Annotated in this window: 28 protein-coding genes; 23 read left to right on the plus strand and 5 right to left on the minus strand. The window is 68.1% G+C overall.

Annotated elements, in window-relative coordinates; genetic code table 11:
- The first annotated feature begins 106 nt into the window (after nt 1–106).
- The 6 genes from J3486_RS27585 to tuf all read left to right on the plus strand — a co-directional run bounded on the left by J3486_RS27585 (nt 107) and on the right by tuf (nt 9,387).
- Nucleotides 107–4,006 (plus strand): DNA-directed RNA polymerase subunit beta', encoded by a 3,900-nt coding sequence (locus tag J3486_RS27585; RefSeq protein ID WP_207824940.1) that lies wholly within the window; start codon nt 107–109, stop codon nt 4,004–4,006.
- Between the two features lie 121 nt (nt 4,007–4,127).
- Nucleotides 4,128–4,676: a DUF1707 and DUF4190 domain-containing protein gene (locus J3486_RS27590; protein WP_307804957.1), complete on the plus strand. Its 549-nt coding sequence runs from the start codon at nt 4,128–4,130 to the stop codon at nt 4,674–4,676.
- 350 nt (nt 4,677–5,026) lie between these two features.
- Nucleotides 5,027–5,398 carry a 30S ribosomal protein S12 gene (gene rpsL, locus J3486_RS27595; RefSeq protein ID WP_003948652.1) on the plus strand — a complete coding sequence of 124 codons (372 nt, stop codon included), beginning with the start codon at nt 5,027–5,029 and terminating at the stop codon, nt 5,396–5,398.
- A gap of 2 nt (nt 5,399–5,400) precedes the next feature.
- Nucleotides 5,401–5,871 (plus strand): 30S ribosomal protein S7, encoded by a 471-nt coding sequence (gene rpsG / locus J3486_RS27600; RefSeq protein ID WP_111663838.1) that lies wholly within the window; start codon nt 5,401–5,403, stop codon nt 5,869–5,871.
- 39 nt (nt 5,872–5,910) lie between these two features.
- Nucleotides 5,911–8,040, plus strand: a complete 2,130-nt coding sequence (fusA, locus tag J3486_RS27605; protein ID WP_207824941.1) for an elongation factor G — start codon at nt 5,911–5,913, stop codon at nt 8,038–8,040.
- Between the two features lie 153 nt (nt 8,041–8,193).
- Nucleotides 8,194–9,387, plus strand: coding sequence for an elongation factor Tu (gene tuf / locus J3486_RS27610; RefSeq protein ID WP_207824944.1), 1,194 nt, complete (start codon nt 8,194–8,196; stop codon nt 9,385–9,387).
- Between the two features lie 107 nt (nt 9,388–9,494).
- On the opposite strand, the gene J3486_RS27615 is transcribed toward tuf, so the two are convergent.
- From J3486_RS27615 to J3486_RS27630, 4 genes are all read right to left on the minus strand, one after another.
- Complete coding sequence (locus tag J3486_RS27615; protein ID WP_207824946.1) at nt 9,495–9,815, minus strand: hypothetical protein; 321 nt, start codon at nt 9,813–9,815, stop codon at nt 9,495–9,497.
- Nucleotides 9,816–9,847: 32 nt separating this feature from the next.
- Complete coding sequence (locus J3486_RS27620; protein ID WP_207824948.1) at nt 9,848–11,887, minus strand: PIG-L family deacetylase; 2,040 nt, start codon at nt 11,885–11,887, stop codon at nt 9,848–9,850.
- Between the two features lie 174 nt (nt 11,888–12,061).
- Nucleotides 12,062–13,561 (minus strand): ADP-ribosylglycohydrolase family protein, encoded by a 1,500-nt coding sequence (locus tag J3486_RS27625; protein WP_307804958.1) that lies wholly within the window; start codon nt 13,559–13,561, stop codon nt 12,062–12,064.
- A gap of 90 nt (nt 13,562–13,651) precedes the next feature.
- Nucleotides 13,652–14,569, minus strand: coding sequence for a helix-turn-helix domain-containing protein (locus J3486_RS27630; protein WP_207824950.1), 918 nt, complete (start codon nt 14,567–14,569; stop codon nt 13,652–13,654).
- 375 nt (nt 14,570–14,944) lie between these two features.
- Here J3486_RS27630 and J3486_RS27635 point away from each other — a divergent pair, with 375 nt between their 5' ends.
- A complete protein-coding gene (locus tag J3486_RS27635; protein WP_307804959.1) occupies nt 14,945–15,817 on the plus strand; it encodes a helix-turn-helix transcriptional regulator in 873 nt (290 codons plus the stop codon).
- Nucleotides 15,814–16,023, plus strand: a complete 210-nt coding sequence (locus J3486_RS27640; protein ID WP_207824952.1) for a DUF397 domain-containing protein — start codon at nt 15,814–15,816, stop codon at nt 16,021–16,023. The genes J3486_RS27635 and J3486_RS27640 overlap by 4 nt, the downstream gene beginning before the upstream one ends.
- 10 nt (nt 16,024–16,033) lie before the next feature.
- On the opposite strand, the gene J3486_RS27645 is transcribed toward J3486_RS27640, so the two are convergent.
- Nucleotides 16,034–16,582: a hypothetical protein gene (locus J3486_RS27645; protein WP_207824954.1), complete on the minus strand. Its 549-nt coding sequence runs from the start codon at nt 16,580–16,582 to the stop codon at nt 16,034–16,036.
- A 494-nt stretch (nt 16,583–17,076) separates the two neighbouring features.
- Here J3486_RS27645 and rpsJ point away from each other — a divergent pair, with 494 nt between their 5' ends.
- The 15 genes from rpsJ (at nt 17,077) to J3486_RS27720 (ending at nt 24,002) form a co-directional block, all read left to right on the plus strand.
- A complete protein-coding gene (gene rpsJ / locus J3486_RS27650) occupies nt 17,077–17,385 on the plus strand; it encodes a 30S ribosomal protein S10 (RefSeq protein WP_003948644.1) in 309 nt (102 codons plus the stop codon).
- 18 nt (nt 17,386–17,403) lie between these two features.
- Nucleotides 17,404–18,048, plus strand: coding sequence for a 50S ribosomal protein L3 (gene rplC / locus J3486_RS27655; RefSeq protein ID WP_207824956.1), 645 nt, complete (start codon nt 17,404–17,406; stop codon nt 18,046–18,048).
- An 8-nt stretch (nt 18,049–18,056) separates the two neighbouring features.
- On the plus strand, nt 18,057–18,710 hold the full coding sequence (rplD, locus tag J3486_RS27660) for a 50S ribosomal protein L4 (RefSeq protein ID WP_207824959.1): 654 nt from the start codon (nt 18,057–18,059) through the stop codon (nt 18,708–18,710).
- Nucleotides 18,710–19,129 carry a 50S ribosomal protein L23 gene (rplW, locus tag J3486_RS27665; RefSeq protein ID WP_055564827.1) on the plus strand — a complete coding sequence of 140 codons (420 nt, stop codon included), beginning with the start codon at nt 18,710–18,712 and terminating at the stop codon, nt 19,127–19,129. The genes rplD and rplW overlap by 1 nt, the downstream gene beginning before the upstream one ends.
- A 38-nt stretch (nt 19,130–19,167) precedes the next feature.
- Nucleotides 19,168–20,004 carry a 50S ribosomal protein L2 gene (rplB, locus tag J3486_RS27670; protein ID WP_111663847.1) on the plus strand — a complete coding sequence of 279 codons (837 nt, stop codon included), beginning with the start codon at nt 19,168–19,170 and terminating at the stop codon, nt 20,002–20,004.
- A 12-nt stretch (nt 20,005–20,016) separates the two neighbouring features.
- On the plus strand, nt 20,017–20,298 hold the full coding sequence (gene rpsS / locus J3486_RS27675; RefSeq protein WP_030788278.1) for a 30S ribosomal protein S19: 282 nt from the start codon (nt 20,017–20,019) through the stop codon (nt 20,296–20,298).
- 42 nt (nt 20,299–20,340) lie between these two features.
- Complete coding sequence (rplV, locus tag J3486_RS27680; RefSeq protein ID WP_030359020.1) at nt 20,341–20,688, plus strand: 50S ribosomal protein L22; 348 nt, start codon at nt 20,341–20,343, stop codon at nt 20,686–20,688.
- The gene (rpsC, locus tag J3486_RS27685; RefSeq protein WP_207824960.1) at nt 20,688–21,527 is read left to right on the plus strand and encodes a 30S ribosomal protein S3; all 840 of its coding nucleotides are present in this window, start codon (nt 20,688–20,690) and stop codon (nt 21,525–21,527) included. The genes rplV and rpsC overlap by 1 nt, the downstream gene beginning before the upstream one ends.
- A 5-nt stretch (nt 21,528–21,532) precedes the next feature.
- A complete protein-coding gene (gene rplP / locus J3486_RS27690) occupies nt 21,533–21,952 on the plus strand; it encodes a 50S ribosomal protein L16 (RefSeq protein ID WP_059424836.1) in 420 nt (139 codons plus the stop codon).
- Complete coding sequence (gene rpmC / locus J3486_RS27695; protein WP_207824961.1) at nt 21,952–22,176, plus strand: 50S ribosomal protein L29; 225 nt, start codon at nt 21,952–21,954, stop codon at nt 22,174–22,176. The genes rplP and rpmC overlap by 1 nt, the downstream gene beginning before the upstream one ends.
- Nucleotides 22,176–22,460: a 30S ribosomal protein S17 gene (gene rpsQ, locus J3486_RS27700; RefSeq protein ID WP_111663851.1), complete on the plus strand. Its 285-nt coding sequence runs from the start codon at nt 22,176–22,178 to the stop codon at nt 22,458–22,460. The genes rpmC and rpsQ overlap by 1 nt, the downstream gene beginning before the upstream one ends.
- Nucleotides 22,461–22,559: 99 nt before the next feature.
- Nucleotides 22,560–22,928 (plus strand): 50S ribosomal protein L14, encoded by a 369-nt coding sequence (gene rplN / locus J3486_RS27705; protein ID WP_003998823.1) that lies wholly within the window; start codon nt 22,560–22,562, stop codon nt 22,926–22,928.
- A 2-nt stretch (nt 22,929–22,930) separates the two neighbouring features.
- A complete protein-coding gene (gene rplX / locus J3486_RS27710; RefSeq protein ID WP_030685463.1) occupies nt 22,931–23,254 on the plus strand; it encodes a 50S ribosomal protein L24 in 324 nt (107 codons plus the stop codon).
- Complete coding sequence (gene rplE / locus J3486_RS27715; protein ID WP_207824962.1) at nt 23,254–23,811, plus strand: 50S ribosomal protein L5; 558 nt, start codon at nt 23,254–23,256, stop codon at nt 23,809–23,811. Before rplX ends, rplE begins: the two co-directional genes overlap by 1 nt.
- 5 nt (nt 23,812–23,816) lie before the next feature.
- Nucleotides 23,817–24,002: a type Z 30S ribosomal protein S14 gene (locus J3486_RS27720; protein WP_003956452.1), complete on the plus strand. Its 186-nt coding sequence runs from the start codon at nt 23,817–23,819 to the stop codon at nt 24,000–24,002.
- Nucleotides 24,003–24,135 lie beyond the last annotated feature (133 nt).

The following is a 24,135-nucleotide window of genomic DNA, read 5'->3' on the forward strand; positions in this document are numbered from 1 at the left end:
GCCAGGGGTCCCCTCCTTAACGCTCACCGAGAGGACCCCCGGCCGGCCCCCCTCGACCCCCGTTTCAGACCTTCAGACTCACAACCCTGAGAGGGATTGACGCATAGTGCTCGACGTCAACTTCTTCGACGAGCTCCGGATCGGCCTGGCCACCGCTGACGACATCCGTCAGTGGAGCCACGGCGAGGTCAAGAAGCCCGAGACCATCAACTACCGCACCCTCAAGCCCGAAAAGGACGGACTCTTCTGCGAGAAGATCTTCGGTCCGACCCGGGACTGGGAGTGCTACTGCGGCAAGTACAAGCGCGTCCGCTTCAAGGGCATCATCTGCGAGCGCTGTGGCGTCGAGGTCACGCGCGCCAAGGTGCGCCGTGAGCGGATGGGCCACATCGAGCTCGCCGCCCCCGTCACGCACATCTGGTACTTCAAGGGCGTTCCGTCGCGTCTGGGCTACCTGCTCGACCTCGCCCCGAAGGACCTCGAGAAGGTCATCTACTTCGCCGCGTACATGATCACGTACGTGGACGAGGAGCGCCGTACCCGCGACCTGCCCTCCCTCGAGGCGCACGTCCAGGTCGAGCGTCAGCAGGTCGAGAACCGTCGCGACTCGGACCTCGAGGCCCGCGCCAAGAAGCTCGAGACCGACCTGGCCGAGCTCGAGGCCGAGGGTGCCAAGGCCGACGTGCGCCGCAAGGTGCGCGAAGGTGCCGAGCGCGAGATGAAGCAGCTGCGCGACCGCGCCCAGCGCGAGATCGACCGTCTCGACGAGGTGTGGAACCGCTTCAAGAACCTCAAGGTCCAGGACCTGGAGGGCGACGAGCTGCTCTACCGCGAGCTGCGTGACCGCTTCGGCACGTACTTCGACGGTTCGATGGGTGCCGCGGCGCTGCAGAAGCGCCTGGAGACCTTCGACCTCGAGGAGGAGGCCGAGCGCCTCCGCGAGATCATCCGTACCGGCAAGGGCCAGAAGAAGACCCGTGCGCTCAAGCGCCTCAAGGTCGTCTCCGCGTTCCTGCAGACCAGCAACAGCCCCAAGGGCATGGTGCTCGACTGCGTGCCGGTCATCCCGCCGGACCTGCGTCCGATGGTGCAGCTGGACGGTGGCCGCTTCGCGACCTCCGACCTGAACGACCTGTACCGCCGTGTGATCAACCGCAACAACCGTCTGAAGCGCCTGCTCGACCTGGGTGCTCCGGAGATCATCGTCAACAACGAGAAGCGCATGCTTCAGGAGGCTGTTGACGCCCTCTTCGACAACGGTCGTCGTGGTCGCCCGGTCACCGGTCCCGGTAACCGCCCGCTGAAGTCCCTCAGCGACATGCTGAAGGGCAAGCAGGGTCGTTTCCGTCAGAACCTGCTCGGTAAGCGTGTGGACTACTCCGCGCGTTCCGTCATCGTCGTCGGCCCGCAGCTGAAGCTGCACCAGTGTGGTCTGCCGAAGGCCATGGCGCTGGAGCTCTTCAAGCCGTTCGTGATGAAGCGCCTGGTCGACCTGAACCACGCGCAGAACATCAAGAGCGCCAAGCGCATGGTGGAGCGCGGCCGCACGGTCGTGTACGACGTCCTCGAAGAGGTCATCGCCGAGCACCCGGTTCTGCTGAACCGTGCTCCCACCCTGCACCGCCTCGGCATCCAGGCCTTCGAGCCGCAGCTGGTCGAGGGCAAGGCCATCCAGATCCACCCGCTCGTCTGCACCGCGTTCAACGCGGACTTCGACGGTGACCAGATGGCCGTCCACCTGCCGCTCTCCGCGGAGGCGCAGGCCGAGGCCCGCATCCTGATGCTGTCCTCGAACAACATCCTCAAGCCCGCCGACGGCCGTCCGGTGACGATGCCGACGCAGGACATGGTCCTGGGTCTGTTCTTCCTCACCACCGACGGTGAACTGCGTGACACCAAGGGCGAGGGCCGCGCGTTCGGCTCCACGGCCGAGGCGATCATGGCGTTCGACGCCGGCGAGCTGGCGCTGCAGTCGCCGGTCGACATCCGCTTCCCGGTGGGCACCATCCCGCCGCGTGGCTGGACGCCGCCGGTCGCCGAGGAGGGCGAGCCGGAGTACCAGTCGGGCGACAGCTTCCGGCTGCGTACGACGCTGGGCCGCGCGCTCTTCAACGAGCTGCTGCCCGAGGACTACCCGTTCGTCGACTACTCGGTGGGCAAGAAGCAGCTCGGCGAGATCGTCAACGACCTGGCCGAGCGCTACCCCAAGGTCATCGTGGCGGCGACGCTCGACAACCTGAAGTCGGCCGGTTTCTACTGGGGCACCCGTTCCGGTGTCACCGTGGCCATCTCCGACGTCGTCGTTCCCGAGGCGAAGAAGGAGATCGTCGCGGGCTACGAGGCCCAGGACGAGAAGGTCCAGAAGCAGTACGAGCGCGGTCTCATCACGAAGGAAGAGCGCACTCAGGAGCTCATCGCGATCTGGACCAAGGCGACCAACGAGGTTGCCGAGGCGATGAACGCGAACTTCCCGAAGACGAACCCCATCTTCATGATGGTTGACTCGGGTGCCCGAGGAAACATGATGCAGATGCGTCAGATCGCCGGTATGCGTGGTCTGGTGTCGAACGCCAAGAACGAGACGATCCCGCGTCCGATCAAGGCCTCCTTCCGTGAGGGCCTGTCGGTGCTGGAGTACTTCATCTCGACGCACGGTGCTCGTAAGGGTCTGGCTGACACCGCGCTGCGTACCGCCGACTCGGGTTACCTGACCCGTCGTCTGGTGGACGTCTCGCAGGACGTCATCATTCGCGAAGAGGACTGCGGCACCGACCGTGGCCTCAAGCTCGCGATCGCCGAGCGCGGCGCCGACGGCGTCCTGCGCAAGACGGACGACGTCGAGACCAGCGTCTACGCCCGCATGCTGGCCGAGGACGTCGTCGTCGACGGCAAGGTCATCGCGCCGGCCAACGTCGACCTGGGTGACGTGCTCATCGACCAGCTGGTCGCGCACGGCATCGAGGTCGTCAAGACCCGCTCGGTCCTCACCTGCGAGTCCGCGGTCGGCACCTGTGCCTTCTGCTACGGCCGCTCGCTGGCGACCGGCAAGCTGGTCGACATCGGTGAGGCGGTCGGCATCATCGCCGCCCAGTCCATCGGTGAGCCCGGTACCCAGCTGACGATGCGTACCTTCCACACCGGTGGTGTGGCCGGTGACGACATCACCCAGGGTCTGCCCCGTGTCGTCGAGCTCTTCGAGGCTCGTACGCCGAAGGGTGTCGCCCCGATCTCCGAGGCCGCGGGCCGTGTCCGCATCGAGGAGACCGAGAAGACCAAGAAGCTCGTCGTCACCCCGGACGACGGCAGCGACGAGACGGCGTTCCCGATCTCGAAGCGTGCCCGTCTGCTCGTGGGCGAGGGCGACCACGTCGAGGTCGGCCAGAAGCTGACCGTGGGTGCCACCAACCCGCACGACGTGCTGCGCATCCTGGGTCAGCGTGCGGTCCAGGTCCACCTGGTCGGCGAAGTCCAGAAGGTCTACAACTCGCAGGGCGTGTCGATCCACGACAAGCACATCGAGATCATCATCCGGCAGATGCTGCGCCGCGTGACGATCATCGAGTCCGGCGACGCGGAGCTGCTGCCGGGCGAGCTCGTCGAGCGCTCGAAGTTCGAGACCGAGAACCGTCGTGTGGTCACCGAGGGCGGTCACCCCGCCTCCGGCCGTCCGCAGCTGATGGGTATCACCAAGGCCTCGCTGGCGACGGAGTCCTGGCTGTCGGCCGCCTCCTTCCAGGAGACGACCCGAGTCCTGACGGATGCGGCGATCAACGCCAAGTCCGACAGCCTCATCGGCCTCAAGGAGAACGTCATCATCGGTAAGCTCATCCCGGCCGGTACGGGTCTGTCCCGCTACCGCAACATCCGGGTGGAGCCCACCGAGGAGGCCAAGGCCGCGATGTACTCGGCCGTCGGCTACGACGACATCGACTACTCGCCGTTCGGCACCGGCTCCGGCCAGGCCGTTCCGTTGGAGGACTACGACTACGGTCCGTACAACCAGTAAGCGAGCAGTACCCGCTTGACCCGCAGGGCGGTCACCCCGACGAAAGTCAGGGTGGCCGCCCTGCGGCGCGTTGACGCATGATGGAGGGCACAGCCGTGTCCGGTCCGGGGGAGTTGGTCTCGTGTCGAATCCGCAGTGGCAACCGGCGCCCTGGCCGCCCCAGCAGAATCAGCCCGCGATGACGCAGCCCTCGATGCTGGCGGCGCACGCCGACCGGGAGCGGGCGGTGGATGTGCTGCGGGCCGGGTTCGCCGAGGGACGGCTGCCGCAGGGGGAGTACGAGAAGCGGGTCGAGCGGGCCTATCAGGCCCGTACGGTGGGCGAGCTCACCATGCTGGTCGCCGACCTGCCGCAGGGGCCCACGCCGCAGCAGATGCCGATGCCCATGGCGCATGTGCCGCCGACGTTCCTGCCGGCCCCGCCGCCGCCCACCAACGGCAAGGCGATCGGCGCGCTGGCCTGTGGGGTGGGCACGTTCTTCAGCGGGGGCATCACCGCCATTCCCGCGGTGATTCTCGGGCACATGGCCCGGGGTGAGATCCGTCGCACCCAGGAGCAGGGCGACGGGATGGCGGTCGGCGGGCTCATCCTGGGCTGGCTGTGGATCGCCGGCTGGTCATTGATCCTGGTCATCGCCCTGGTGGCGGCCTCGAACTCGGGCGCCGGCTGATCTTCGGGCGGGGTCGATCCGGCCACGCTCCGGAAACCCACGGCTACCGGGACGAATGCGGCACGCCGGTCGAGGTGGTCCGGCGTGTCGGAGTGGACTGCATTTGTTTTGACCGAAGTCCGTGAGGTAGGTACGCTCAGACCTTGTGCCTGGGGTGTGCCTGGGCTCGTGTGCGTGTCATCAGCCGCACGGCGAGTCCGGATCAGTCCGCTCGGTTCTGATCACGGCCACCGCAATCTGCCGCTTCCCGCTCCTCGGCGGGGGTCTGCAGTATTCGACACACCCGACCGCGTGGGTCGGCAATGTTCCAGGTTAGCTTTACTACTCGGCACACAGAAACCGGAGAAGTAGTGCCTACGATCCAGCAGCTGGTCCGGAAGGGCCGGCAGGACAAGGTCGAGAAGAACAAGACGCCCGCACTCGAGGGTTCGCCCCAGCGCCGTGGCGTCTGCACGCGTGTGTTCACGACCACCCCGAAGAAGCCGAACTCGGCCCTCCGTAAGGTCGCGCGTGTGCGTCTGACCAGCGGCATCGAGGTCACGGCCTACATCCCGGGTGAGGGACACAACCTGCAGGAGCACTCCATCGTGCTCGTGCGCGGCGGCCGTGTGAAGGACCTGCCCGGTGTTCGTTACAAGATCATCCGCGGTTCGCTTGACACCCAGGGTGTCAAGAACCGCAAGCAGGCCCGCAGCCGCTACGGCGCCAAGAAGGAGAAGTAAGAATGCCTCGTAAGGGCCCCGCCCCGAAGCGCCCGGTCATCATCGACCCGGTCTACGGCTCTCCTCTGGTGACCTCCCTCATCAACAAGGTGCTGCTGAACGGCAAGCGCTCCACCGCCGAGCGCATCGTCTACGGCGCCATGGAGGGTCTGCGTGAGAAGTCGGGCAACGACCCGGTCATCACGCTGAAGCGCGCGCTGGAGAACATCAAGCCGACCCTTGAGGTTAAGTCCCGCCGTGTCGGTGGCGCGACCTACCAGGTTCCGGTTGAGGTCAAGCCCGGCCGCGCCAACACCCTCGCGCTCCGCTGGCTCGTCGGCTACTCGCGCGCTCGCCGCGAGAAGACGATGACCGAGCGTCTGATGAACGAGCTGCTCGACGCCTCCAACGGCCTCGGCGCTGCCGTGAAGAAGCGCGAGGACACGCACAAGATGGCCGAGTCCAACAAGGCCTTCGCGCACTACCGCTGGTAGTCGCTACCCACATCGAGACCGAGAGAAGACTGAAGCCTTATGGCTACCACTTCACTTGACCTGGCCAAGGTGCGCAACATCGGCATCATGGCTCACATCGACGCGGGCAAGACGACGACGACCGAGCGGATCCTGTTCTACACCGGCGTCTCGTACAAGATCGGTGAGGTCCACGACGGCGCTGCCACGATGGACTGGATGGAGCAGGAGCAGGAGCGTGGCATCACGATCACCTCTGCTGCCACCACCTGTCACTGGCCGCTCGAGAACGACGACTACACGATCAACATCATCGACACCCCCGGGCACGTCGACTTCACCGTTGAGGTGGAGCGCTCCCTGCGTGTGCTCGATGGTGCTGTGACGGTGTTCGACGGCGTCGCCGGCGTTGAGCCGCAGTCCGAGACGGTGTGGCGTCAGGCCGACCGTTACGGCGTGCCGCGCATCTGCTTCGTCAACAAGCTGGACCGTACCGGCGCCGAGTTCCACCGCTGCGTGGACATGATCTCGGACCGCCTGGGCGCCCAGCCGCTCGTCATGCAGCTCCCCATCGGGGCCGAGGCCGACTTCCAGGGTGTCGTCGACCTCGTCACGATGAAGGCTTACGTCTGGTCGGCCGAGGCCGCCAAGGGCGAGGCCTACGACACCGTCGAGATCCCCGCGACGCACACCGAGGCTGCCGATGAGTACCGCGGCAAGCTGATCGAGGCCGTCGCGGAGAACGACGAAGAGATCATGGAGCTGTACCTGGAGGGCCAGGAGCCCACCGCGGAGCAGCTGTACGCCGCGATCCGTCGTATCACCATCGAGTCCGGCCGGACCACCAAGGGCACCACGGTGACCCCGGTGTTCTGTGGCACCGCGTTCAAGAACAAGGGCGTTCAGCCCCTGCTCGACGCGGTCGTGCGCTACCTGCCGACCCCGCTTGACGTCGAGGCCATCGAGGGCCACGACGTGAAGGACCCCGAGGTCGTCGTCAAGCGCAAGCCGTCCGAGGAGGAGCCGCTCGCGGCCCTCGCGTTCAAGATCGCGAGCGACCCGCACCTCGGCAAGCTCACCTTCATCCGGGTTTACTCGGGTCGCCTGGAGGCCGGCACCGCGGTGCTGAACTCCGTCAAGGGCAAGAAGGAGCGCATCGGCAAGATCTACCGTATGCACGCGAACAAGCGTGAGGAGATCGCGTCGGTGGGCGCCGGTGACATCGTCGCCGTCATGGGCCTGAAGCAGACCACCACCGGTGAGACGCTGTGCGACGACAAGAACCCGGTCATCCTGGAGTCCATGGACTTCCCGGCGCCGGTCATTCAGGTCGCCATCGAGCCCAAGTCCAAGGGTGACCAGGAGAAGCTGGGTGTCGCCATCCAGCGTCTCGCGGAGGAGGACCCCTCCTTCCAGGTTCACTCGGACGAGGAGACCGGCCAGACCATCATCGGTGGTATGGGCGAGCTTCACCTGGACGTGCTCGTCGACCGTATGCGTCGCGAGTTCAAGGTCGAGGCCAACGTCGGCAAGCCGCAGGTCGCGTACCGCGAGACCATTCGCAAGACGGTCGACAAGGTCGACTTCACGCACAAGAAGCAGACTGGTGGTACCGGCCAGTTCGCCAAGGTGCAGATCTCGATCGAGCCGATCGAGGGTGGCGACGCCTCGTACGAGTTCGTGAACAAGGTCACCGGTGGTCGTATCCCGAAGGAGTACATCCCTTCGGTCGACGCCGGTTGCCAGGAGGCCATGCAGTTCGGCATCCTCGCCGGTTACGAGATGACCGGTGTGCGCGTCACGCTCCTCGACGGTGCCTACCACGAGGTCGACTCCTCCGAGCTCGCCTTCAAGATCGCCGGTTCGCAGGCGTTCAAGGAGGCCGCTCGTAAGGCCGGTCCCGTGCTCCTTGAGCCGATGATGGCCGTCGAGGTCACCACGCCCGAGGACTACATGGGCGAGGTCATCGGTGACGTGAACTCCCGCCGTGGCCAGATCCAGGCCATGGAGGAGCGTGCCGGTGCCCGCGTCGTGAAGGGCCTGGTTCCGCTGTCGGAGATGTTCGGCTACGTCGGCGACCTCCGCAGCAAGACGTCGGGTCGCGCGAGCTACTCGATGCAGTTCGACTCCTACGCCGAGGTTCCGCGGAACGTCGCCGAGGAGATCATCGCGAAGGCCAAGGGCGAGTAACTCACTCGAGTTCACGCTTTAGGCTTGACTCCGGAGCCCGACCGGGCATTCAGGGGCCTACGTTCCTGAATGCCCCCGGGCCCGGGCTTTCCAGCAAAGATCACCTGGCGCCGATGAAGCAAGGCGTACAGAACCACTCCACAGGAGGACCCAGTGGCGAAGGCGAAGTTCGAGCGGACTAAGCCGCACGTCAACATCGGCACCATCGGTCACATTGACCACGGTAAGACGACCCTCACGGCCGCCATTACCAAGGTGCTGCACGACGCGTACCCGGACATCAACGAGGCGTCCGCGTTCGACCAGATCGACAAGGCTCCTGAGGAGCGCCAGCGCGGTATCACGATCTCGATCGCGCACGTCGAGTACCAGACCGAGGCGCGTCACTACGCCCACGTCGACTGCCCGGGTCACGCGGACTACATCAAGAACATGATCACCGGTGCCGCGCAGATGGACGGCGCCATCCTCGTGGTCGCCGCCACCGACGGCCCGATGCCGCAGACCAAGGAGCACGTGCTCCTGGCCCGCCAGGTCGGCGTTCCGTACATCGTTGTCGCCCTGAACAAGGCCGACATGGTGGACGACGAGGAGATCCTGGAGCTCGTCGAGCTCGAGGTTCGTGAGCTCCTCTCCGAGTACGAGTTCCCGGGCGACGACGTTCCGGTCGTCAAGGTCTCGGCGCTCAAGGCGCTCGAGGGCGACAAGGAGTGGGGCCAGTCGGTCCTGAACCTGATGGCCGCCGTCGACGAGTCGATCCCGGAGCCGGAGCGCGACGTCGACAAGCCGTTCCTCATGCCGATCGAGGACGTCTTCACGATCACCGGTCGTGGCACCGTCGTCACCGGTCGTATCGAGCGTGGTGTCCTCAAGGTCAACGAGACCGTCGACATCATCGGCATCAAGACCGAGAAGACCACCACCACGGTCACCGGCATCGAGATGTTCCGCAAGCTGCTCGACGAGGGCCAGGCCGGTGAGAACGTCGGTCTGCTCCTCCGTGGCATCAAGCGCGAGGACGTCGAGCGCGGCCAGGTCATCATCAAGCCGGGTTCGGTCACGCCGCACACCGAGTTCGAGGCCCAGGCCTACATCCTGTCGAAGGACGAGGGTGGCCGTCACACCCCGTTCTTCAACAACTACCGCCCGCAGTTCTACTTCCGCACCACGGACGTGACCGGCGTCGTGACCCTCCCCGAGGGCACCGAGATGGTCATGCCGGGCGACAACACTGAGATGACCGTTGAGCTCATCCAGCCCGTCGCCATGGAGGAGGGCCTCAAGTTCGCCATCCGTGAGGGTGGCCGGACCGTCGGCGCCGGCCAGGTCATCAAGATCAACAAGTAAGTCCGCTTACTTGTCGAGTCCCTTCGGGGCTTGATGCCTGGTAGCTCCTGCGAGCTGCTTCGAGAGGGCCCGTACGACTTCGGTCGTACGGGCCCTTTTGCGTGCCCTCAGGAGGCCAGTGCCCAGCGCACCGCCGCGACGACGCCGAGCAGCGCGCCCGGCGCGACCCAGGTCCAGGGGACGACGCGGCGCACGGACGGCGGCAGCCACATGCCGAGCAGCGCGGTCGAGAGCGCGATCGTGACGAAGCAGGACACGTCGATGCCGCGGTAGGCGTCGACGTCCCAGACGCCCTGGGGGCGGACGGTGAGGGCGGTCCAGCAGAAGAACGCCGAGAGCAGCGTGAGGATGCCGATCGGCACGGCGAGGACCGCGCGCAGACAGCCGCGGTCCTCGTCGGGCAGGGGTGGGGCGGTGTCGGGGGCCATCGGGTCAGTGTGCCGTCGGGCCACGCTCCCGGTCAGGCCGTCGCCTGTCTCGGCCGCCACAGCCAGGGGCGGGCGTCCGGGGAGAGGCCCGCCGCGGTGGGGCCGCGCCGGTCCACCACCAGGGAGGGGCCGGCCAGGGTGGCCGGGTCGGTGGCCGGGCGGGTCAGATGGCCGCCCTGGCCGAGCTGGACGCGGCCGTCGGTGTCGAGGCCGAGCAGATAACCGCCCGCGGCCGCCACGGGGCCGAAGCCGGGGAAGTCGGGGGCGCTGCCGGCCGGGCCGCCCGGGCTGAGCAGCCGGGCCGAGGCCGGCCCGCGGTAGTAGAGCCGGCCGTCCGCCGCGGCCACCGCGTCGGCGGGCACGGGCAGACCGCGGAGCGGGGCGTACCCGTTCGGTGTCCAGTGGTGGACGGTGTCGCGGCCGGGGCCGTACAGATGCACCTGCCGGTCGGCGCCGACGACCGCGGTGAGCCCGTCCTGGACCTGGCCGCCGCCGAGGTCCCGCCAGGGCGACCAGGCCCCGCCGGTCTCCCGTACGCGGGTGCTCACGCCCTGCGCGGCGTTGCGGACGAAGAGGTGGACGCGGCCGTCGGGAGCGGTGACCGCCACCGGGACGCCGATGCGGCGCCCGCGGTCGGCGTCGGCGCCCTCCGGGTTGCCGAGGCTCGTCCAGGAGCCGTAGCGCCGGGTCCCGTGCTGTTCCAGGACCACGATCTCGCGGGCGTCGGTCGCGCCCCTGCCCTCGATCGCGGCCAGCCGCAGGCCGAGGACCAGGTGGCGGCCGTCGGGGAGGGTGGCGCTGCCGAGCACCGGGGCGAGCGGGCCGCCGCCGAGGTCGACGGGGGCGGTGAACGCGCCGCCTGCTTCGCCCCGCTCCTCGTAGCGGACCGCGCGCAGGCCGAGCACGCCGTACGCGGTCAGCGTGCCGTCGACGTTCGGGGCGAGGGCGAGCCGGGGGCCCGGGTAGCGGTAGTGGGTGGAGCGGACCCAGCCCTTGCGGTTGGTCAGCGGGCGGTCGCCGCCGACGTTGTAGTCGCCGCAGCCCGCCGGGTTGCCGCACGCCCAGTCGGGGCCCGCGCCGTACGGGACGAGGTGGGCGGCCTTGGGTCTGAGCACCTGCGGCGGGAGGTTCTTGGGCCAGTGGTGGTTGTAGTAGCCGCGGAAGGAGGTCACCGCGAAGGCCGGCGGCCCGCCCTTCGCCCGCTGCGCCCACTGGATCAGCGCGGCCCAGCTGAAGCAGGCGACGGCGGTGTGGTCGGCGTGGTCGGAGTAGCCGGGCTGCTCGCTGTCGCGGATCTGCGTGATCCGGTCGCTGAGCTGGATGTCGGGGTCCGGGTCGAGGGTGTGCACCAGCGTCGGGCGGTACCGCTCGAAGAGCTCGACCAGGACGGCGACCAGGGAGTCGTAGTCGTACGTCTGCACCGGGCGCACCGGCGAGCCCTCCGGCACGAGGGTGCGCAGCAGCAGACCGCGGTCGCGCCACAGCGCGGGGATGCCCATGTGGCCCGCCGGGGTGTGCATCGCGAGGTCGAGATGGACCAACTCGACGCTGCGGCCGCGGTGTTGAAGGGTGTTGACCTCCACCTGGAACCCGCCCCGCAGGCGCAGTGCGCTCGTCTCCCAGCGGGTGAAGACGGGCAGCCCGAGCTGGGCCGCGTACGACTGGCGCAGGCCCTGGTGGCGGGCGGCGGAGTAGGCCGCCTTGTTCGGGGCGGGCTGCCGGTCGGCGGGTGTCTTGTTCTGCCCGTTGGCCTCGCCCGCGGTGACGTAGACGCAGACCAGGGGCGTACCGGCGGCGAAGGCGCGCTGCGCGTCCGGGTTCATGAAGTACAGGTCGTCGTCGGGGTGGGCGAGGACCTGGAGCAGCAGGGCGCGCTCCGCCTGGGCGGCGGGCAGGCCCGAGGCGGGGGAGGGGGCGGAGGTGTGCGGCGGGGGAGCGGGGGCCAGGCGGGAGCAGGCGGTGAGCGGACCGGCGGCGGCGAGGGCGGCGGCGCCGCCCAGCAGCACATTGCGTCGCGAAAATGCTCGCTTAACGGGCTTTTCGGGCCCTGGTATGACAGGTCGCTTCCGCACGGTGGCGCACTCCGTCCGCTGTGGAGGCAGCGGTCGGTGGGGCGCTCGCCTCTGATCAGGTGTGGTTCAGGTTGTTCGCCTGGATAGAGGGTCGCCGGGAGATTTGGGTTCCATGCGCGTACATGTTCCGTTCACCCGGAAGGAGTTCGGGTGTTCGGAGCCGGTTTGGAGTGGTTAGTTCCGGTCCCACGCGGTGGCCAGTACGTCGATGCGCTCGCGGTACTCCAGGGCCGCGAGCCACTCCTGCGGCCAGTGCGCGTTGCCGCGGCGGGCGCCGGCGAAGGCCCCGGCCAGGGCGGCGACCGCGGCCGAGGCGCCGGAGGAGTGGGCGGCGCGGCGCACGGTGTGGCGGGCGTGGCCGTCGGTGACCAGGTGGGAGTACAGGGCCGCGGCGAGCGCCTGCTCGGCCGTCCAGGCGGTGCCGACGGCGGCGCCGGGCTCCCGGTCGGGGTCCTTGGCGAGCAGTGCGTCGGACACGGTGTCCAGCGCCTTCAGGCACTCGTCCCAGCCCTGCGCGGCGAAGGCCGCGGGGCTGTCGGCCCCGGCCCGCGCGGCCAGGTCGCCGAGCCAGTCGGAGCGGTACGTGGACCGGGACGCCGCCGCGTGCGCCCGCAGCCGGTCGAGCAGGCCGGCCGGTGCGCAGCCGTGCGCGAGCAGGTCCACGGCGTGCGCCACGAGGTCGCTCGCGGCCAGCGCGGTCGGGTGGCCGTGGGTGAGGGCGGCCTGCAGCTGGGCGATCCCCGACCGCTGTTCACCGCTCAGGTGCGGGGCGAGGCCGACGCCGGTGGCCCGCACCAGGGCGGCACAGCCCTTGGAGGTGACGGCGCTCGCCGCCTGCCAGGGCACCGGTTCCTTCAGTGCCGCGCACGCCTCCAGGGTCGTACGGCCGGGGGAGCGGTCGTTGTCGGGGGAGCCGAGCCAGCGGACCAGGTGGGTGCGCAGGGCGGCGGCGACGGCCCCGGGGGTCACCCAGGGGAGCGCGGGCAGGGCCCCGCGCGTGGTGAGGCTGTGCCGCTGCTCGGCCTCGCTCAGGGGCGCCCTGACGGTGACCTCGGCGAGTGCCTCCGCGACCGCGAGGGACAGCTGGGTGTGATCCGAGACGCGCACCGACTCGCCCTCCCAGTACGGGAGTTCCATGTCGCGCCAGCCGCCGTAGGCCGCGGCCATCTGATGCGTGTCGAGCGGTGCGAGGGGCCGGCCCATCGCGTCACCGATGCCGAGCCCGAAGAGGGCGCCGCGGGCCGCCTGCCCCACCCGTCCCGGGGCCGCCCGGTCGGCGAGGTCGCGCAGGACGCCGACGTGCGGAGCCTCGGCGTAGGAACCCGCCACGACGTGGGCACCGGAGAGCGCGGCGCCGTCGCGGATCATCTGCCGCAGGGCGCTGCGCGGGGTGCGGCCCTGCGCCTTGGCGTCCCGCAACCGTCGGATCCAGGTCCCGTCGTTGACCGCCTGCGTCCCGGCGTCCCGGCGCGGGATCCAGCCCGCGGCGTCGTCCTCGTCGTTCGCCCAGACATAACCGGTGACGGTGCCCTTCCCGTCGGCCACGGCGAGGTAGTGCACGGTCCGCTCGGTCGCGGAGGCGTACCGCGCGGGCCCGCTCACCTCCTGGAACTGGAGGTCCTCCTCGAACCGCGGATTGATGTGCCGGCGCGGGACGAAGCGTGGCTGGCTCACGTCGGTGTTCCCCCTCGTGCGTGCGTGATGCTGGCCCGCACATGATCGCGTACGCCGTTGTGGGGCGTGGGCGTGGGCGTGAGAGGGCGCCTACAGGTCCGCGCCGACGGATCCGGCCGCCGCGCAGGAGGGGCAGGCGCCCGGCTCCGGGCCCCGGTAGGCGTGGTCGCAGGTGTCGCAGTTGTGCAGCGGGTACCGGGTGGGGTCGGGCAGGGCCGGGGGCCTGAACGGCGGTGGCGGAGGGAGGAGCGCCGTCAGCCGGTGGGCGAGGAGGGCGGCGGGGTGGCGTACGGGTTCGGGGAGGTTGCCGGTGAGGGCGTGGCGCACGGCGGTGGGGGTGGCCTCGCGCTCCAGCCAGGCGGCGACGCCGGGGGCGAGGCGGGCGGTGTCCTCGGCGGACAGCAGCAGCGCGGGTTCGCGGCGGTGGAGGGTGGCCAGCAGGTCGGTGGCCTGCTGGAGCAGGGTGGGGGAGGGGTGGGAAGGGTGCGGTACGTGGAGGGGGCGCGGGCGCCTCTTCTCGCGGGGCGGTCGGGGTGCGGCGGAGGACTGCTGCGCGGGGGCGGGCCCGGGCTCCGGCGCGGCGGGGGTGCCGGGTACGCGGTCGGGTGCCTTGGCGGCGCCGGGCCGGTTGCAGGAGACGGTGCGCGTGGCCATGCGGCCGTTGGGCAGGCGGTGGCGCTCGCGGCGCAGGTAGCCGTGGGCTTCGAGCTGGTTGAGCGCGGTGGAGATCCGGTCCCGGCCCTCTTGGAAGCGAGCGGTGAGCGAGCGGATGTCGACGGGGGTACCGGCGGGCAGCGACTGGATGTGGACGGAGATCCCGATCGCGGTGGCGGACAGCTCGCGATGCTGGGCGAGGTCGTTGCTGACGACCGTGAAGCGGGTGGGGATGCGGACGTTCTCGTGGACCACCCCGGAGGTGGGGTGGCCGTTCCCGGCAACGTTCCCGGCAACGCTCCGGGCAACAGGGAACTCGGCGCACGCGGGCGCGCTAGGGTGCTGCGTATCCATCGGGAAGCTCCTACTTCCTCGGTGGTCAGGCCCTCGCACTGGGATTGCCGTCCCGGCGGGGGCCGTCGCATATCTGCGGTTGTCGTATCGGCGTGAGCGTAAAGGTGCGAACTGGTCTCCGCGCAAGCCGAGTTGGGCGAGTTCACCCGTCCGTGTCGCCGTCGTCGCGGGAGGTGGGGTGGGGCTTGGTCCGGTTCCTTTCTTCCCCGTCGTTCTTTGTGGGGTGATCGCCCGTGGCGCCGGTGTACGGGATTCCGGGCGCCGGTCCCGCCCCGTTTTTGTCCGGCGCTGTCCGGGCTGCCGGGCGGCCTGTGCGGGTAGGGCGGCGGATGTGTGATCGGCGGGGAGCGGCACGGTACGGCGGAGGTGGCGTGGGTGGACGCGACGGGCGAGGGCAGGGCGGCGGGCGGGGTCGACGACGCGGGCTGGGACGTCGACCCGGACGACGAACAGGGCGCGGCGATCGTTGCCATGGTCGGGCAGCAGATCAAGACGCGGCGCGAGCAACTCGGCCTGAGCGCAGCCCAGTTCGGCGAGGCGATCGGGTACGGCGAGGATCAGGTCTACAAGGTCGAGTCGGGCAAGCGGATCCCGAAGCCCGGCTATCTGGACGCTGCGGACCGGGTCCTGGACGCTGGCGGGATGATCTCGGCCACCAAGCAGCGGGTCGCCGAGGTGCGGTACCCGAAGAAGGTGCGGGATCTGGCGAAGCTGGAGGCCAAGGCCGTAGAAGTGTGCGTGTACGCGAACAACGGCCTCCACGGGCTCCTTCAGACGGAAGGCCATGCGCGGGTGCTGCTGGAGTCGAGGCAGCCCGCCTACCCGTTGGAGGAGGTCGAGCGCGGGGTCGCCGCCCGGATGGCCCGGAGGGCGATCTTCGAGCGGGAACCGGCCCCCGATGTGAGCTTCGTGCAGGAGGAAGCGGCGCTGCGACGGCCCATCGGGGGGAGAATGGAGTGGCGTCGGCAGCTCGAACGCCTCCTGGAAGTGGGCCAGTTGCGCAATGTCTCGCTTCAGGTGATGCCGACGCGCTGCGAGACCCACCCTGGGCTTGGCGGGTGGATCGAGGTGCTGAAGTTCCCGGACGGTACGGCTGTAGGGCGGTCGGACGGGGCGTTCAACGGACGCCCCGTGGAGGACCCCAAACAGCTCCGCATCCTCGAAATGCGCTATGGCATGATCCGGGCTCAGGCTCTCTCGCCCGGAGAGTCGCTGGCCTTCATCGAGCAAGTGCTGGGAGAAACATGATCCGCAAGACCAGCGCCGGAGGCGGCGTCGAGCTGGAGTGGTTCAAGAGCAGCTACAGCGACAGCAGCAGCGGCAACGACTGCGTCGAGATCGCCGTAGCCCCCGGCACGGTGCACGTCCGGGACTCCAAGGACACCCGGGGCCCCCGCTTCGCCGTTGCCGACTCGGCGTGGGCGGACTTCGTGACGTACGCCCGCAGGGCCTGAGCAGGCGTGTCTACCGCTGCGGCGGCGCGAAAGTGAAGCGGCCCGGCGCGTACGGAACGCGCCGGTAGCCCGCGGCCGTGAGAGCGGTGAGGGCCTGCCGGGCGAGGAGCAGCTGGACGCCGATGATGACGGCGACCAGGCAGATCACCGCCGCGACGAAGAAGAGGCCGTTCCCGGCGGCGAAGCGGCCGAGGGCCAAGAGGCCGAAGCAGCCCAGCGAGAGGGGCAGGCGCGTCTTCAGGCTCTTCCAGCCCAGCAGGTCGTAGCGGACTCGCTGATGGTCCAGCTTCAGCTGGGCGGGGGAGAGCTCGGGTATGTACGGCGCGTACGGCCAGAGCTGGGCCGCACGGGCGCGGACCTGCGGATCGGGGTCCGGGGTGAAGGCGACCGAGATGCTGAAGACGTGCTGACGCGCCTCAAGGAAGTGGAAGCCGTACAGCTCCGCGACGGTGACCAGCCGGCCGAGCTTCTTCATGCGCGCCATCTGGACGCTGAGCTCGAACGGGAATCCCTGTGCCATACGGTGGAAGAGCTGAGCCGTCAGACGGTCGGTCGCCATGTGTGTCGCCCCGTGTCTCCTGAGTGAGGGATGAGGTGCGCGTAGCTTGGCGCATCGACCCGCACCCCGTACACCGGGGTCTGTGTTTGACCTTCGCCACACCCGGGGTACTCTCTACGGCTCGATTGGCCCCGGACATGCCCCGTATGGCAGACTGTCGGGGTTGCTCGGTTGAGTGCCGATGCTGCGCGCCTCCCGCCGGGAGGACCGGAAGCGAGTCCCACAGTACTCGTCGCCCTATCTGTCGCTTGCGGCAGCGCTGGGGCGGACGTACGGGAATCTTCCGGGAAGTTCAGCGCGGAGCTCAGCCAGGCGCCTGGTGGGTTTCTTCCCCCAGCCTTGCGGCCTCGGGCCGCGGTTCCTGTAGCAGGGAAATCCGTAAGGAAATTTCTGTGAGCGAGACCGCGACACGCCCGACCGCGTGGGTCGGAGGAAGTGTGAAACAGGGCCCTCAGGAGCCAGAGCGTTACGAGACAAAGGACTACTAAGTAGCCATGGCGGGACAGAAGATCCGCATCCGGCTCAAGGCCTACGACCACGAGGTCATCGACTCCTCGGCGAAGAAGATCGTCGAGACGGTGACCCGCACTGGTGCGTCGGTCGCGGGCCCGGTGCCGCTCCCCACCGAGAAGAACGTGTACTGCGTCATCAAGTCGCCGCACAAGTACAAGGACTCGCGCGAGCACTTCGAGATGCGCACGCACAAGCGCCTGATCGACATTCTCGACCCGACGCCGAAGACCGTTGACTCCCTGATGCGACTCGACCTCCCGGCCGGTGTCGACATCGAGATCAAGCTCTGAAGGCCGGTGATCTGAGTAATGGCTAAGCAGATCAAGGGCATCCTGGGCGAGAAGCTCGGCATGACGCAGGTGTGGGACGAGAACAACCGTGTTGTTCCGGTCACCGTCGTCAAGGCCGGCCCGAACGTCGTCACCCAGGTCCGTACGAACGATGTGGACGGCTACGAGTCGGTCCAGATCGCCTTCGGCGAGATCGACCCGCGCAAGGTGAACAAGCCCCTCAAGGGCCACTTCGCCAAGGCCGACGTCACTCCCCGTCGTCACCTCGTCGAGATCCGTACCTCGGACGCTTCCGAGTACACCCTCGGCCAGGAGATCACCGCTGAGACCTTCGAGTCCGGCGTGAAGGTCGACGTGACCGGCAAGAGCAAGGGCAAGGGCTTCGCCGGTGTCATGAAGCGTCACAACTTCGCCGGTGGCAAGGCATCTCACGGTGCCCACCGCGTGCACCGCAAGCCGGGCTCGATCGGTGGCTGCGCCACCCCCGGCCGTGTGTTCAAGGGCCTCCGCATGGCGGGCCGTATGGGCAACGAGCGGGTCACCACCCAGAACCTGACCGTCCACGCCGTTGACGCGGAGAAGGGTCTGCTGCTCATCAAGGGCGCGGTTCCCGGTCCGAACGGCGGCCTCGTCCTGGTCCGCACTGCGGCCAAGGGGGCCTGAGGTAACCGATGAGCACTGTTGACATCCTTTCGCCGGCAGGCGACAAGACCGGGACGGTCGAGCTCCCCGCGGAGATCTTCGACGTCGAGAAGATCAGCGTTCCGCTGCTTCACCAGGTCGTAGTCGCGCAGCTGGCCGCTGCCCGCCAGGGCACGCACAAGACCAAGACCCGTGGCGAAGTCCGTGGTGGTGGCAAGAAGCCGTACCGCCAGAAGGGCACCGGCCGCGCCCGTCAGGGCTCGACCCGCGCGCCGCAGTTCGCCGGTGGTGGCGTCGTGCACGGTCCCGTGCCGCGTGACTACTCGCAGCGGACCCCGAAGAAGATGAAGGCTGCCGCGCTGCGTCACGCCCTCACCGACCGGGCCCGCAACGCTCGCATCCACGTCGTCTCCGGCGTGGTCGAGGGCGAGGTCTCCACCAAGGCCGCCAAGACGCTGTTCGGCAAGATCTCGGAGCGCAAGAACCTGCTCCTGGTCGCCGACCGCAGCGACGAGGCCGCGTGGCTCTCCGCCCGCAACCTGCCCCAGGTCCACATCCTGGAGCCGGGCCAGCTGAACACGTACGACGTTCTCGTCTCGGACGACGTGGTCTTCACCCAGGCCGCTTTCGAGTCCTTCGTGTCCGGCCCGAAGGCCAATGACACCGAAGGGAGCGAAGCCTGATGGCTATCCGTCACCAGAGCATCGCGTCCAAGGCTGCGAAGGCTGCGAAGGCCGCGCGCGTCGCCAAGGCGAAGCGCATCGCGACCGAGGGCAAGATCGCCGTTGAGCCCACCCCGCTGAGCAAGTCCTTCTCGGACCCGCGCGACGTTCTCGTCAAGCCGGTCGTCTCCGAGAAGTCGTACGCGCTCCTCGACGAGGGCAAGTACACGTTCATCGTGGCCCCCGGCGCCAACAAGACCCAGATCAAGCAGGCCGTCGAGGCGGTCTTCTCGGTCAAGGTCACCGGCGTCAACACGATCAACCGTCAGGGCAAGCGCAAGCGCACCCGCACCGGTTTCGGCAAGCGTGCCGACACCAAGCGCGCGATTGTGACCCTTGCTGAGGGCGACCGTATCGACATCTTCGGCCAGGCCTCCTAACGGAGACCCTGGTCCGAATATCGGACGAGGACTGAGAAATGGGAATCCGCAAGTACAAGCCGACTACGCCGGGCCGTCGTGGCTCCAGCGTCGCCGACTTCGTCGAGGTCACGCGGTCCACGCCGGAGAAGTCGCTGGTCCGCCCCCTGCACAGCAAGGGCGGCCGTAACAATTCCGGTCGCGTGACCGTTCGCCACCAGGGTGGCGGACACAAGCGCGCCTACCGCGTGATCGACTTCCGTCGTCACGACAAGGACGGCGTGCCGGCGAAGGTCGCTCACATCGAGTACGACCCGAACCGCACCGCGCGCATCGCGCTCCTGCACTACGCGGACGGCGAGAAGCGCTACATCCTGGCCCCGCGTGGGCTCGCCCAGGGTGCCGTGGTCGAGAACGGCCCGGCGGCCGACATCAAGCCCGGCAACAACCTGGCGCTGCGCAACATCCCGGTCGGTACCACGATCCACGCGATCGAGCTCCGTCCCGGTGGTGGCGCCAAGTTCGCCCGTTCCGCGGGTGCCTCCGTGCAGCTGCTGGCGAAGGAAGGTGCCATGGCGCACCTCCGTATGCCGTCCGGCGAAATCCGTCTGGTCGACGTGCGCTGCCGCGCCACCGTCGGCGAGGTCGGCAACGCCGAGCAGTCGAACATCAACTGGGGCAAGGCCGGCCGCATGCGCTGGAAGGGCGTCCGCCCGACCGTGCGTGGTGTCGTCATGAACCCGGTCGACCACCCGCACGGTGGTGGTGAAGGCAAGACCTCCGGTGGTCGTCACCCGGTCTCGCCGTGGGGCAAGAAGGAGGGTCGTACTCGTGATCGCAACAAGGCGAGCAACAAGTACATCGTCCGCCGCCGCAAGTCGAACAAGAAGCGCTAGGAGCGGGTTTAGATGCCGCGCAGTCTCAAGAAGGGACCCTTCGTTGACGGCCACCTCGTAAAGAAGGTGGACGCTCAGAACGAAGCCGGTACCAAGAACGTCATCAAGACCTGGTCCCGTCGCTCGATGATCATCCCCAGCATGCTGGGCCACACGATCGCGGTGCACAACGGCAAGACCCACATCCCGGTGTTCGTCACCGAGTCGATGGTCGGCCACAAGCTCGGCGAGTTCTCGCCGACGCGCACCTTCCGGGGTCACGTCAAGGACGACCGGAAGTCGAAGCGCCGCTAAGGCGGGGTGGAATCGACTATGACTAACACCGAAGGGACAACCATGGAAGCCAGGGCCCAGGCGCGGTACATCCGCGTCACGCCCATGAAGGCCCGCCGCGTGGTGGACCTCATCCGTGGCATGGATGCCACGGAGGCTCAGGCGGTCCTGCGTTTCGCCCCGCAGGCCGCGAGCGTGCCGGTCGGCAAGGTGCTGGACAGCGCCATTGCCAACGCCGCGCACAACTACGACCACACGGACGCTTCGTCGCTGTTCATCAGCGAGGCGTTCGTCGATGAGGGCCCGACCCTGAAGCGGTTCCGTCCGCGTGCCCAGGGCCGTGCCTACCGGATCCGCAAGCGGACCTCCCACATCACCGTGGTCGTCAGCAGCAAGGAAGGAACCCGGTAATGGGCCAGAAGGTTAACCCGCATGGGTTCCGGCTCGGTGTCACGACCGACTTCAAGTCGCGTTGGTACGCCGACAAGCTGTACAAGGACTACGTCAAGGAAGACGTCGCCATCCGTCGGATGATGACGTCCGGCATGGAGCGCGCCGGCATCTCGAAGGTTGAGATCGAGCGCACCCGTGACCGCGTGCGGGTGGACATCCACACCGCTCGTCCCGGCATCGTCATCGGCCGCCGTGGCGCCGAGGCCGACCGCATCCGCGGTGACCTCGAGAAGCTCACGGGCAAGCAGGTCCAGCTGAACATCCTCGAGGTCAAGAACCCCGAGACCGATGCTCAGCTCGTGGCCCAGGCCGTTGCGGAGCAGCTGTCCTCCCGCGTCTCCTTCCGTCGGGCCATGCGTAAGAGCATGCAGTCCGCCATGAAGGCCGGCGCCAAGGGCATCAAGATCCAGTGTGGCGGTCGTCTCGGCGGTGCCGAGATGTCCCGTTCGGAGTTCTACCGCGAGGGCCGTGTGCCCCTGCACACGCTCCGCGCCAACGTGGACTACGGCTTCTTCGAGGCCAAGACGACCTTCGGCCGCATCGGCGTGAAGGTCTGGATCTACAAGGGCGACGTCAAGAACATCGCCGAGGTCCGCGCCGAGAACGCCGCTGCCCGCGCCGGCAACCGCCCGGCCCGTGGTGGCAACGACCGCCCGGCCCGTGGTGGCCGTGGTGGCGAGCGTGGCGGCCGCGGTCGCAAGCCGCAGCAGCAGTCCGCGCCGGCTGCCGAGGCCCCCAAGGCCGACGCTCCCGCCGCTGCCGCTCCGGCTGCTGAGAGCACCGGAACGGAGGCCTGACCGAAATGCTGATCCCCCGTAGGGTCAAGCACCGCAAGCAGCACCACCCGAAGCGCAGCGGTATGTCCAAGGGTGGCACGCAGGTTGCGTTCGGCGAGTACGGCATCCAGGCGCTCACCCCGGCCTACGTGACGAACCGTCAGATCGAGGCCGCGCGTATCGCGATGACCCGTCACATCAAGCGTGGCGGCAAGGTCTGGATCAACATCTACCCGGACCGCCCCCTCACGAAGAAGCCTGCCGAGACCCGCATGGGTTCCGGTAAGGGTTCGCCGGAGTGGTGGGTCGCGAACGTCAAGCCCGGGCGCGTGATGTTCGAGCTGTCGTACCCCAACGAGAAGATCGCGCGTGAGGCGCTGACTCGTGCGGCCCACAAGCTGCCGATGAAGTGCAAGATCGTCAAGCGCGAGGCAGGTGAAGCGTGATGTCGACCGGTACCAAGGCGTCCGAGCTGCGCGAGCTGGGCAACGAGGAGCTTGTCGCCAAGCTTCGCGAGGCCAAGGAAGAGCTGTTCAACCTCCGCTTCCAGGCGGCGACGGGCCAGCTCGAGAACCACGGCCGGCTCAAGGCCGTCCGCAAGGACATCGCCCGTATCTACACCCTGATGCGTGAGCGTGAGCTCGGCATCGAGACGGTGGAGAACGCCTGATGAGCGAGAAGACTGTGACTGAAGAGACCGCCGCCCGCGGCTTCCGCAAGACCCGTGAGGGTCTGGTCGTCAGCGACAAGATGGACAAGACCGTCGTCGTCGCCGTCGAGGACCGCGTCAAGCACGCCCTGTACGGCAAGGTCATCCGCCGTACGAACAAGCTCAAGGCCCACGACGAGCAGAACGCTGCCGGCGTCGGCGACCGCGTCCTCCTGATGGAGACGCGTCCGCTGTCGGCGACCAAGCGCTGGCGCGTCGTCGAGATCCTCGAGAAGGCCAAGTAATTCTCTGAGGGGTATCCCTCAGGGTTCGTTCCGCCAGGCTCGGCAGGGGTCCCGTAACAGGACCCCTGCCGGGAACCGGCAGACAAACAGGAGATAGACGTGATCCAGCAGGAGTCGCGACTTCGCGTCGCCGACAACACTGGTGCCAAGGAGATCCTTTGCATCCGTGTTCTCGGTGGCTCGGGTCGCCGCTACGCGGGCATCGGTGACGTCATCGTCGCCACCGTCAAGGACGCGATCCCCGGTGGCAACGTGAAGAAGGGTGACGTCGTCAAGGCGGTCATCGTTCGCACCGTCAAGGAGCGCCGCCGTCCGGACGGCTCGTACATCCGCTTCGACGAGAACGCCGCCGTCATTCTGAAGAACGACGGCGACCCTCGCGGCACCCGTATCTTCGGCCCGGTGGGCCGTGAGCTGCGCGAGAAGAAGTTCATGAAGATCATCTCGCTCGCGCCGGAGGTGCTGTAAGCATGAAGATCAAGAAGGGCGACCTGGTCCAGGTCATCACCGGTAAGGACAAGGGCAAGCAGGGCAAGGTCATTGCCGCTTACCCGCGCGAGGAGCGCGTCCTGGTCGAGGGTGTCAACCGGGTCAAGAAGCACACCAAGGCCGGCCCCACGGCCTCCGGCTCGCAGGCCGGTGGCATCGTCACGACCGAGGCGCCCGTCCACGTCTCCAACGTCCAGCTGGTCGTTGAGAAGGACGGCAACAAGGTCGTCACGCGCGTCGGTTACCGCTTCGACGACGAAGGCAACAAGATCCGCGTTGCCAAGCGGACGGGTGAGGACATCTGATGACGACCACCACTTCCCCGCGTCTGAAGCAGAAGTACCGCGACGAGATCAAGGGCAAGCTGCAGGAGGAGTTCTCGTACGAGAACGTCATGCAGATCCCCGGCCTGGTCAAGATCGTGGTCAACATGGGTGTCGGTGACGCTGCGCGTGACTCGAAGCTCATGGACGGTGCTGTCCGCGACCTGACCACCATCACGGGTCAGAAGCCGGCCATCACCAAGGCCCGCAAGTCCATCGCGCAGTTCAAGCTGCGTGAGGGTCAGCCCATCGGCGCGCACGTCACCCTGCGTGGCGACCGCATGTGGGAGTTCCTGGACCGCACCCTGTCGCTCGCGCTGCCGCGCATCCGCGACTTCCGTGGTCTGTCGCCGAAGCAGTTCGACGGCCGTGGCAACTACACCTTCGGTCTCACCGAGCAGGTCATGTTCCACGAGATCGACCAGGACAAGATCGACCGCGTCCGGGGTATGGACATCACCGTGGTCACCACGGCGACCAACGACGACGAGGGCCGCGCCCTCCTTCGTCACCTCGGCTTCCCGTTCAAGGAGGCGTAAGCGAGATGGCGAAGAAGGCTCTGATTGCCAAGGCTGCTCGTAAGCCCAAGTTCGGTGTGCGTGCCTACACCCGCTGCCAGCGCTGTGGCCGCCCGCACTCCGTGTACCGCAAGTTCGGCCTCTGCCGCGTGTGCCTTCGTGAGATGGCTCACCGTGGCGAGCTGCCGGGCGTGACCAAGAGCTCCTGGTAATCCCCTAGTTGGGACTGCCCGGATCTCTCGGTAAGTAAAGGGTCGGCAGTGGCCCCTGCTCTCATGGCTTAGGCTAGGAGGGTTGGGCGCTTCTGCCGCCCTGACCGACTTACTACGCCGTAGGTCCCCGCGC

The sequence above is a fragment of the Streptomyces sp. VRA16 Mangrove soil genome (assembly GCF_017377775.1).
Lineage (GTDB): Bacteria > Actinomycetota > Actinomycetes > Streptomycetales > Streptomycetaceae > Streptomyces.

Bases quoted from the DNA above. Each gene is read 5' to 3' on its own strand.
- rpsG (WP_111663838.1), top strand. From the start codon at position 5,401: ATGCCTCGTAAGGGCCCCGCCCCGAAGCGCCCGGTCATCATCGACCCG.
- fusA (WP_207824941.1), top strand. From the start codon at position 5,911: ATGGCTACCACTTCACTTGACCTGGCCAAGGTGCGCAACATCGGCATC.
- J3486_RS27615 (WP_207824946.1), bottom strand. From the start codon at position 9,815: ATGGCCCCCGACACCGCCCCACCCCTGCCCGACGAGGACCGCGGCTGT.
- J3486_RS27630 (WP_207824950.1), bottom strand. From the start codon at position 14,569: ATGGATACGCAGCACCCTAGCGCGCCCGCGTGCGCCGAGTTCCCTGTT.
- J3486_RS27640 (WP_207824952.1), top strand. From the start codon at position 15,814: ATGATCCGCAAGACCAGCGCCGGAGGCGGCGTCGAGCTGGAGTGGTTC.
- J3486_RS27645 (WP_207824954.1), bottom strand. From the start codon at position 16,582: ATGGCGACCGACCGTCTGACGGCTCAGCTCTTCCACCGTATGGCACAG.
- rpsJ (WP_003948644.1), top strand. From the start codon at position 17,077: ATGGCGGGACAGAAGATCCGCATCCGGCTCAAGGCCTACGACCACGAG.
- rplC (WP_207824956.1), top strand. From the start codon at position 17,404: ATGGCTAAGCAGATCAAGGGCATCCTGGGCGAGAAGCTCGGCATGACG.
- rplD (WP_207824959.1), top strand. From the start codon at position 18,057: ATGAGCACTGTTGACATCCTTTCGCCGGCAGGCGACAAGACCGGGACG.
- rplW (WP_055564827.1), top strand. From the start codon at position 18,710: ATGGCTATCCGTCACCAGAGCATCGCGTCCAAGGCTGCGAAGGCTGCG.
- rplB (WP_111663847.1), top strand. From the start codon at position 19,168: ATGGGAATCCGCAAGTACAAGCCGACTACGCCGGGCCGTCGTGGCTCC.
- rpsS (WP_030788278.1), top strand. From the start codon at position 20,017: ATGCCGCGCAGTCTCAAGAAGGGACCCTTCGTTGACGGCCACCTCGTA.
- rplV (WP_030359020.1), top strand. From the start codon at position 20,341: ATGGAAGCCAGGGCCCAGGCGCGGTACATCCGCGTCACGCCCATGAAG.
- rpsC (WP_207824960.1), top strand. From the start codon at position 20,688: ATGGGCCAGAAGGTTAACCCGCATGGGTTCCGGCTCGGTGTCACGACC.
- rplP (WP_059424836.1), top strand. From the start codon at position 21,533: ATGCTGATCCCCCGTAGGGTCAAGCACCGCAAGCAGCACCACCCGAAG.
- rpmC (WP_207824961.1), top strand. From the start codon at position 21,952: ATGTCGACCGGTACCAAGGCGTCCGAGCTGCGCGAGCTGGGCAACGAG.
- rpsQ (WP_111663851.1), top strand. From the start codon at position 22,176: ATGAGCGAGAAGACTGTGACTGAAGAGACCGCCGCCCGCGGCTTCCGC.
- rplX (WP_030685463.1), top strand. From the start codon at position 22,931: ATGAAGATCAAGAAGGGCGACCTGGTCCAGGTCATCACCGGTAAGGAC.
- rplE (WP_207824962.1), top strand. From the start codon at position 23,254: ATGACGACCACCACTTCCCCGCGTCTGAAGCAGAAGTACCGCGACGAG.
- J3486_RS27720 (WP_003956452.1), top strand. From the start codon at position 23,817: ATGGCGAAGAAGGCTCTGATTGCCAAGGCTGCTCGTAAGCCCAAGTTC.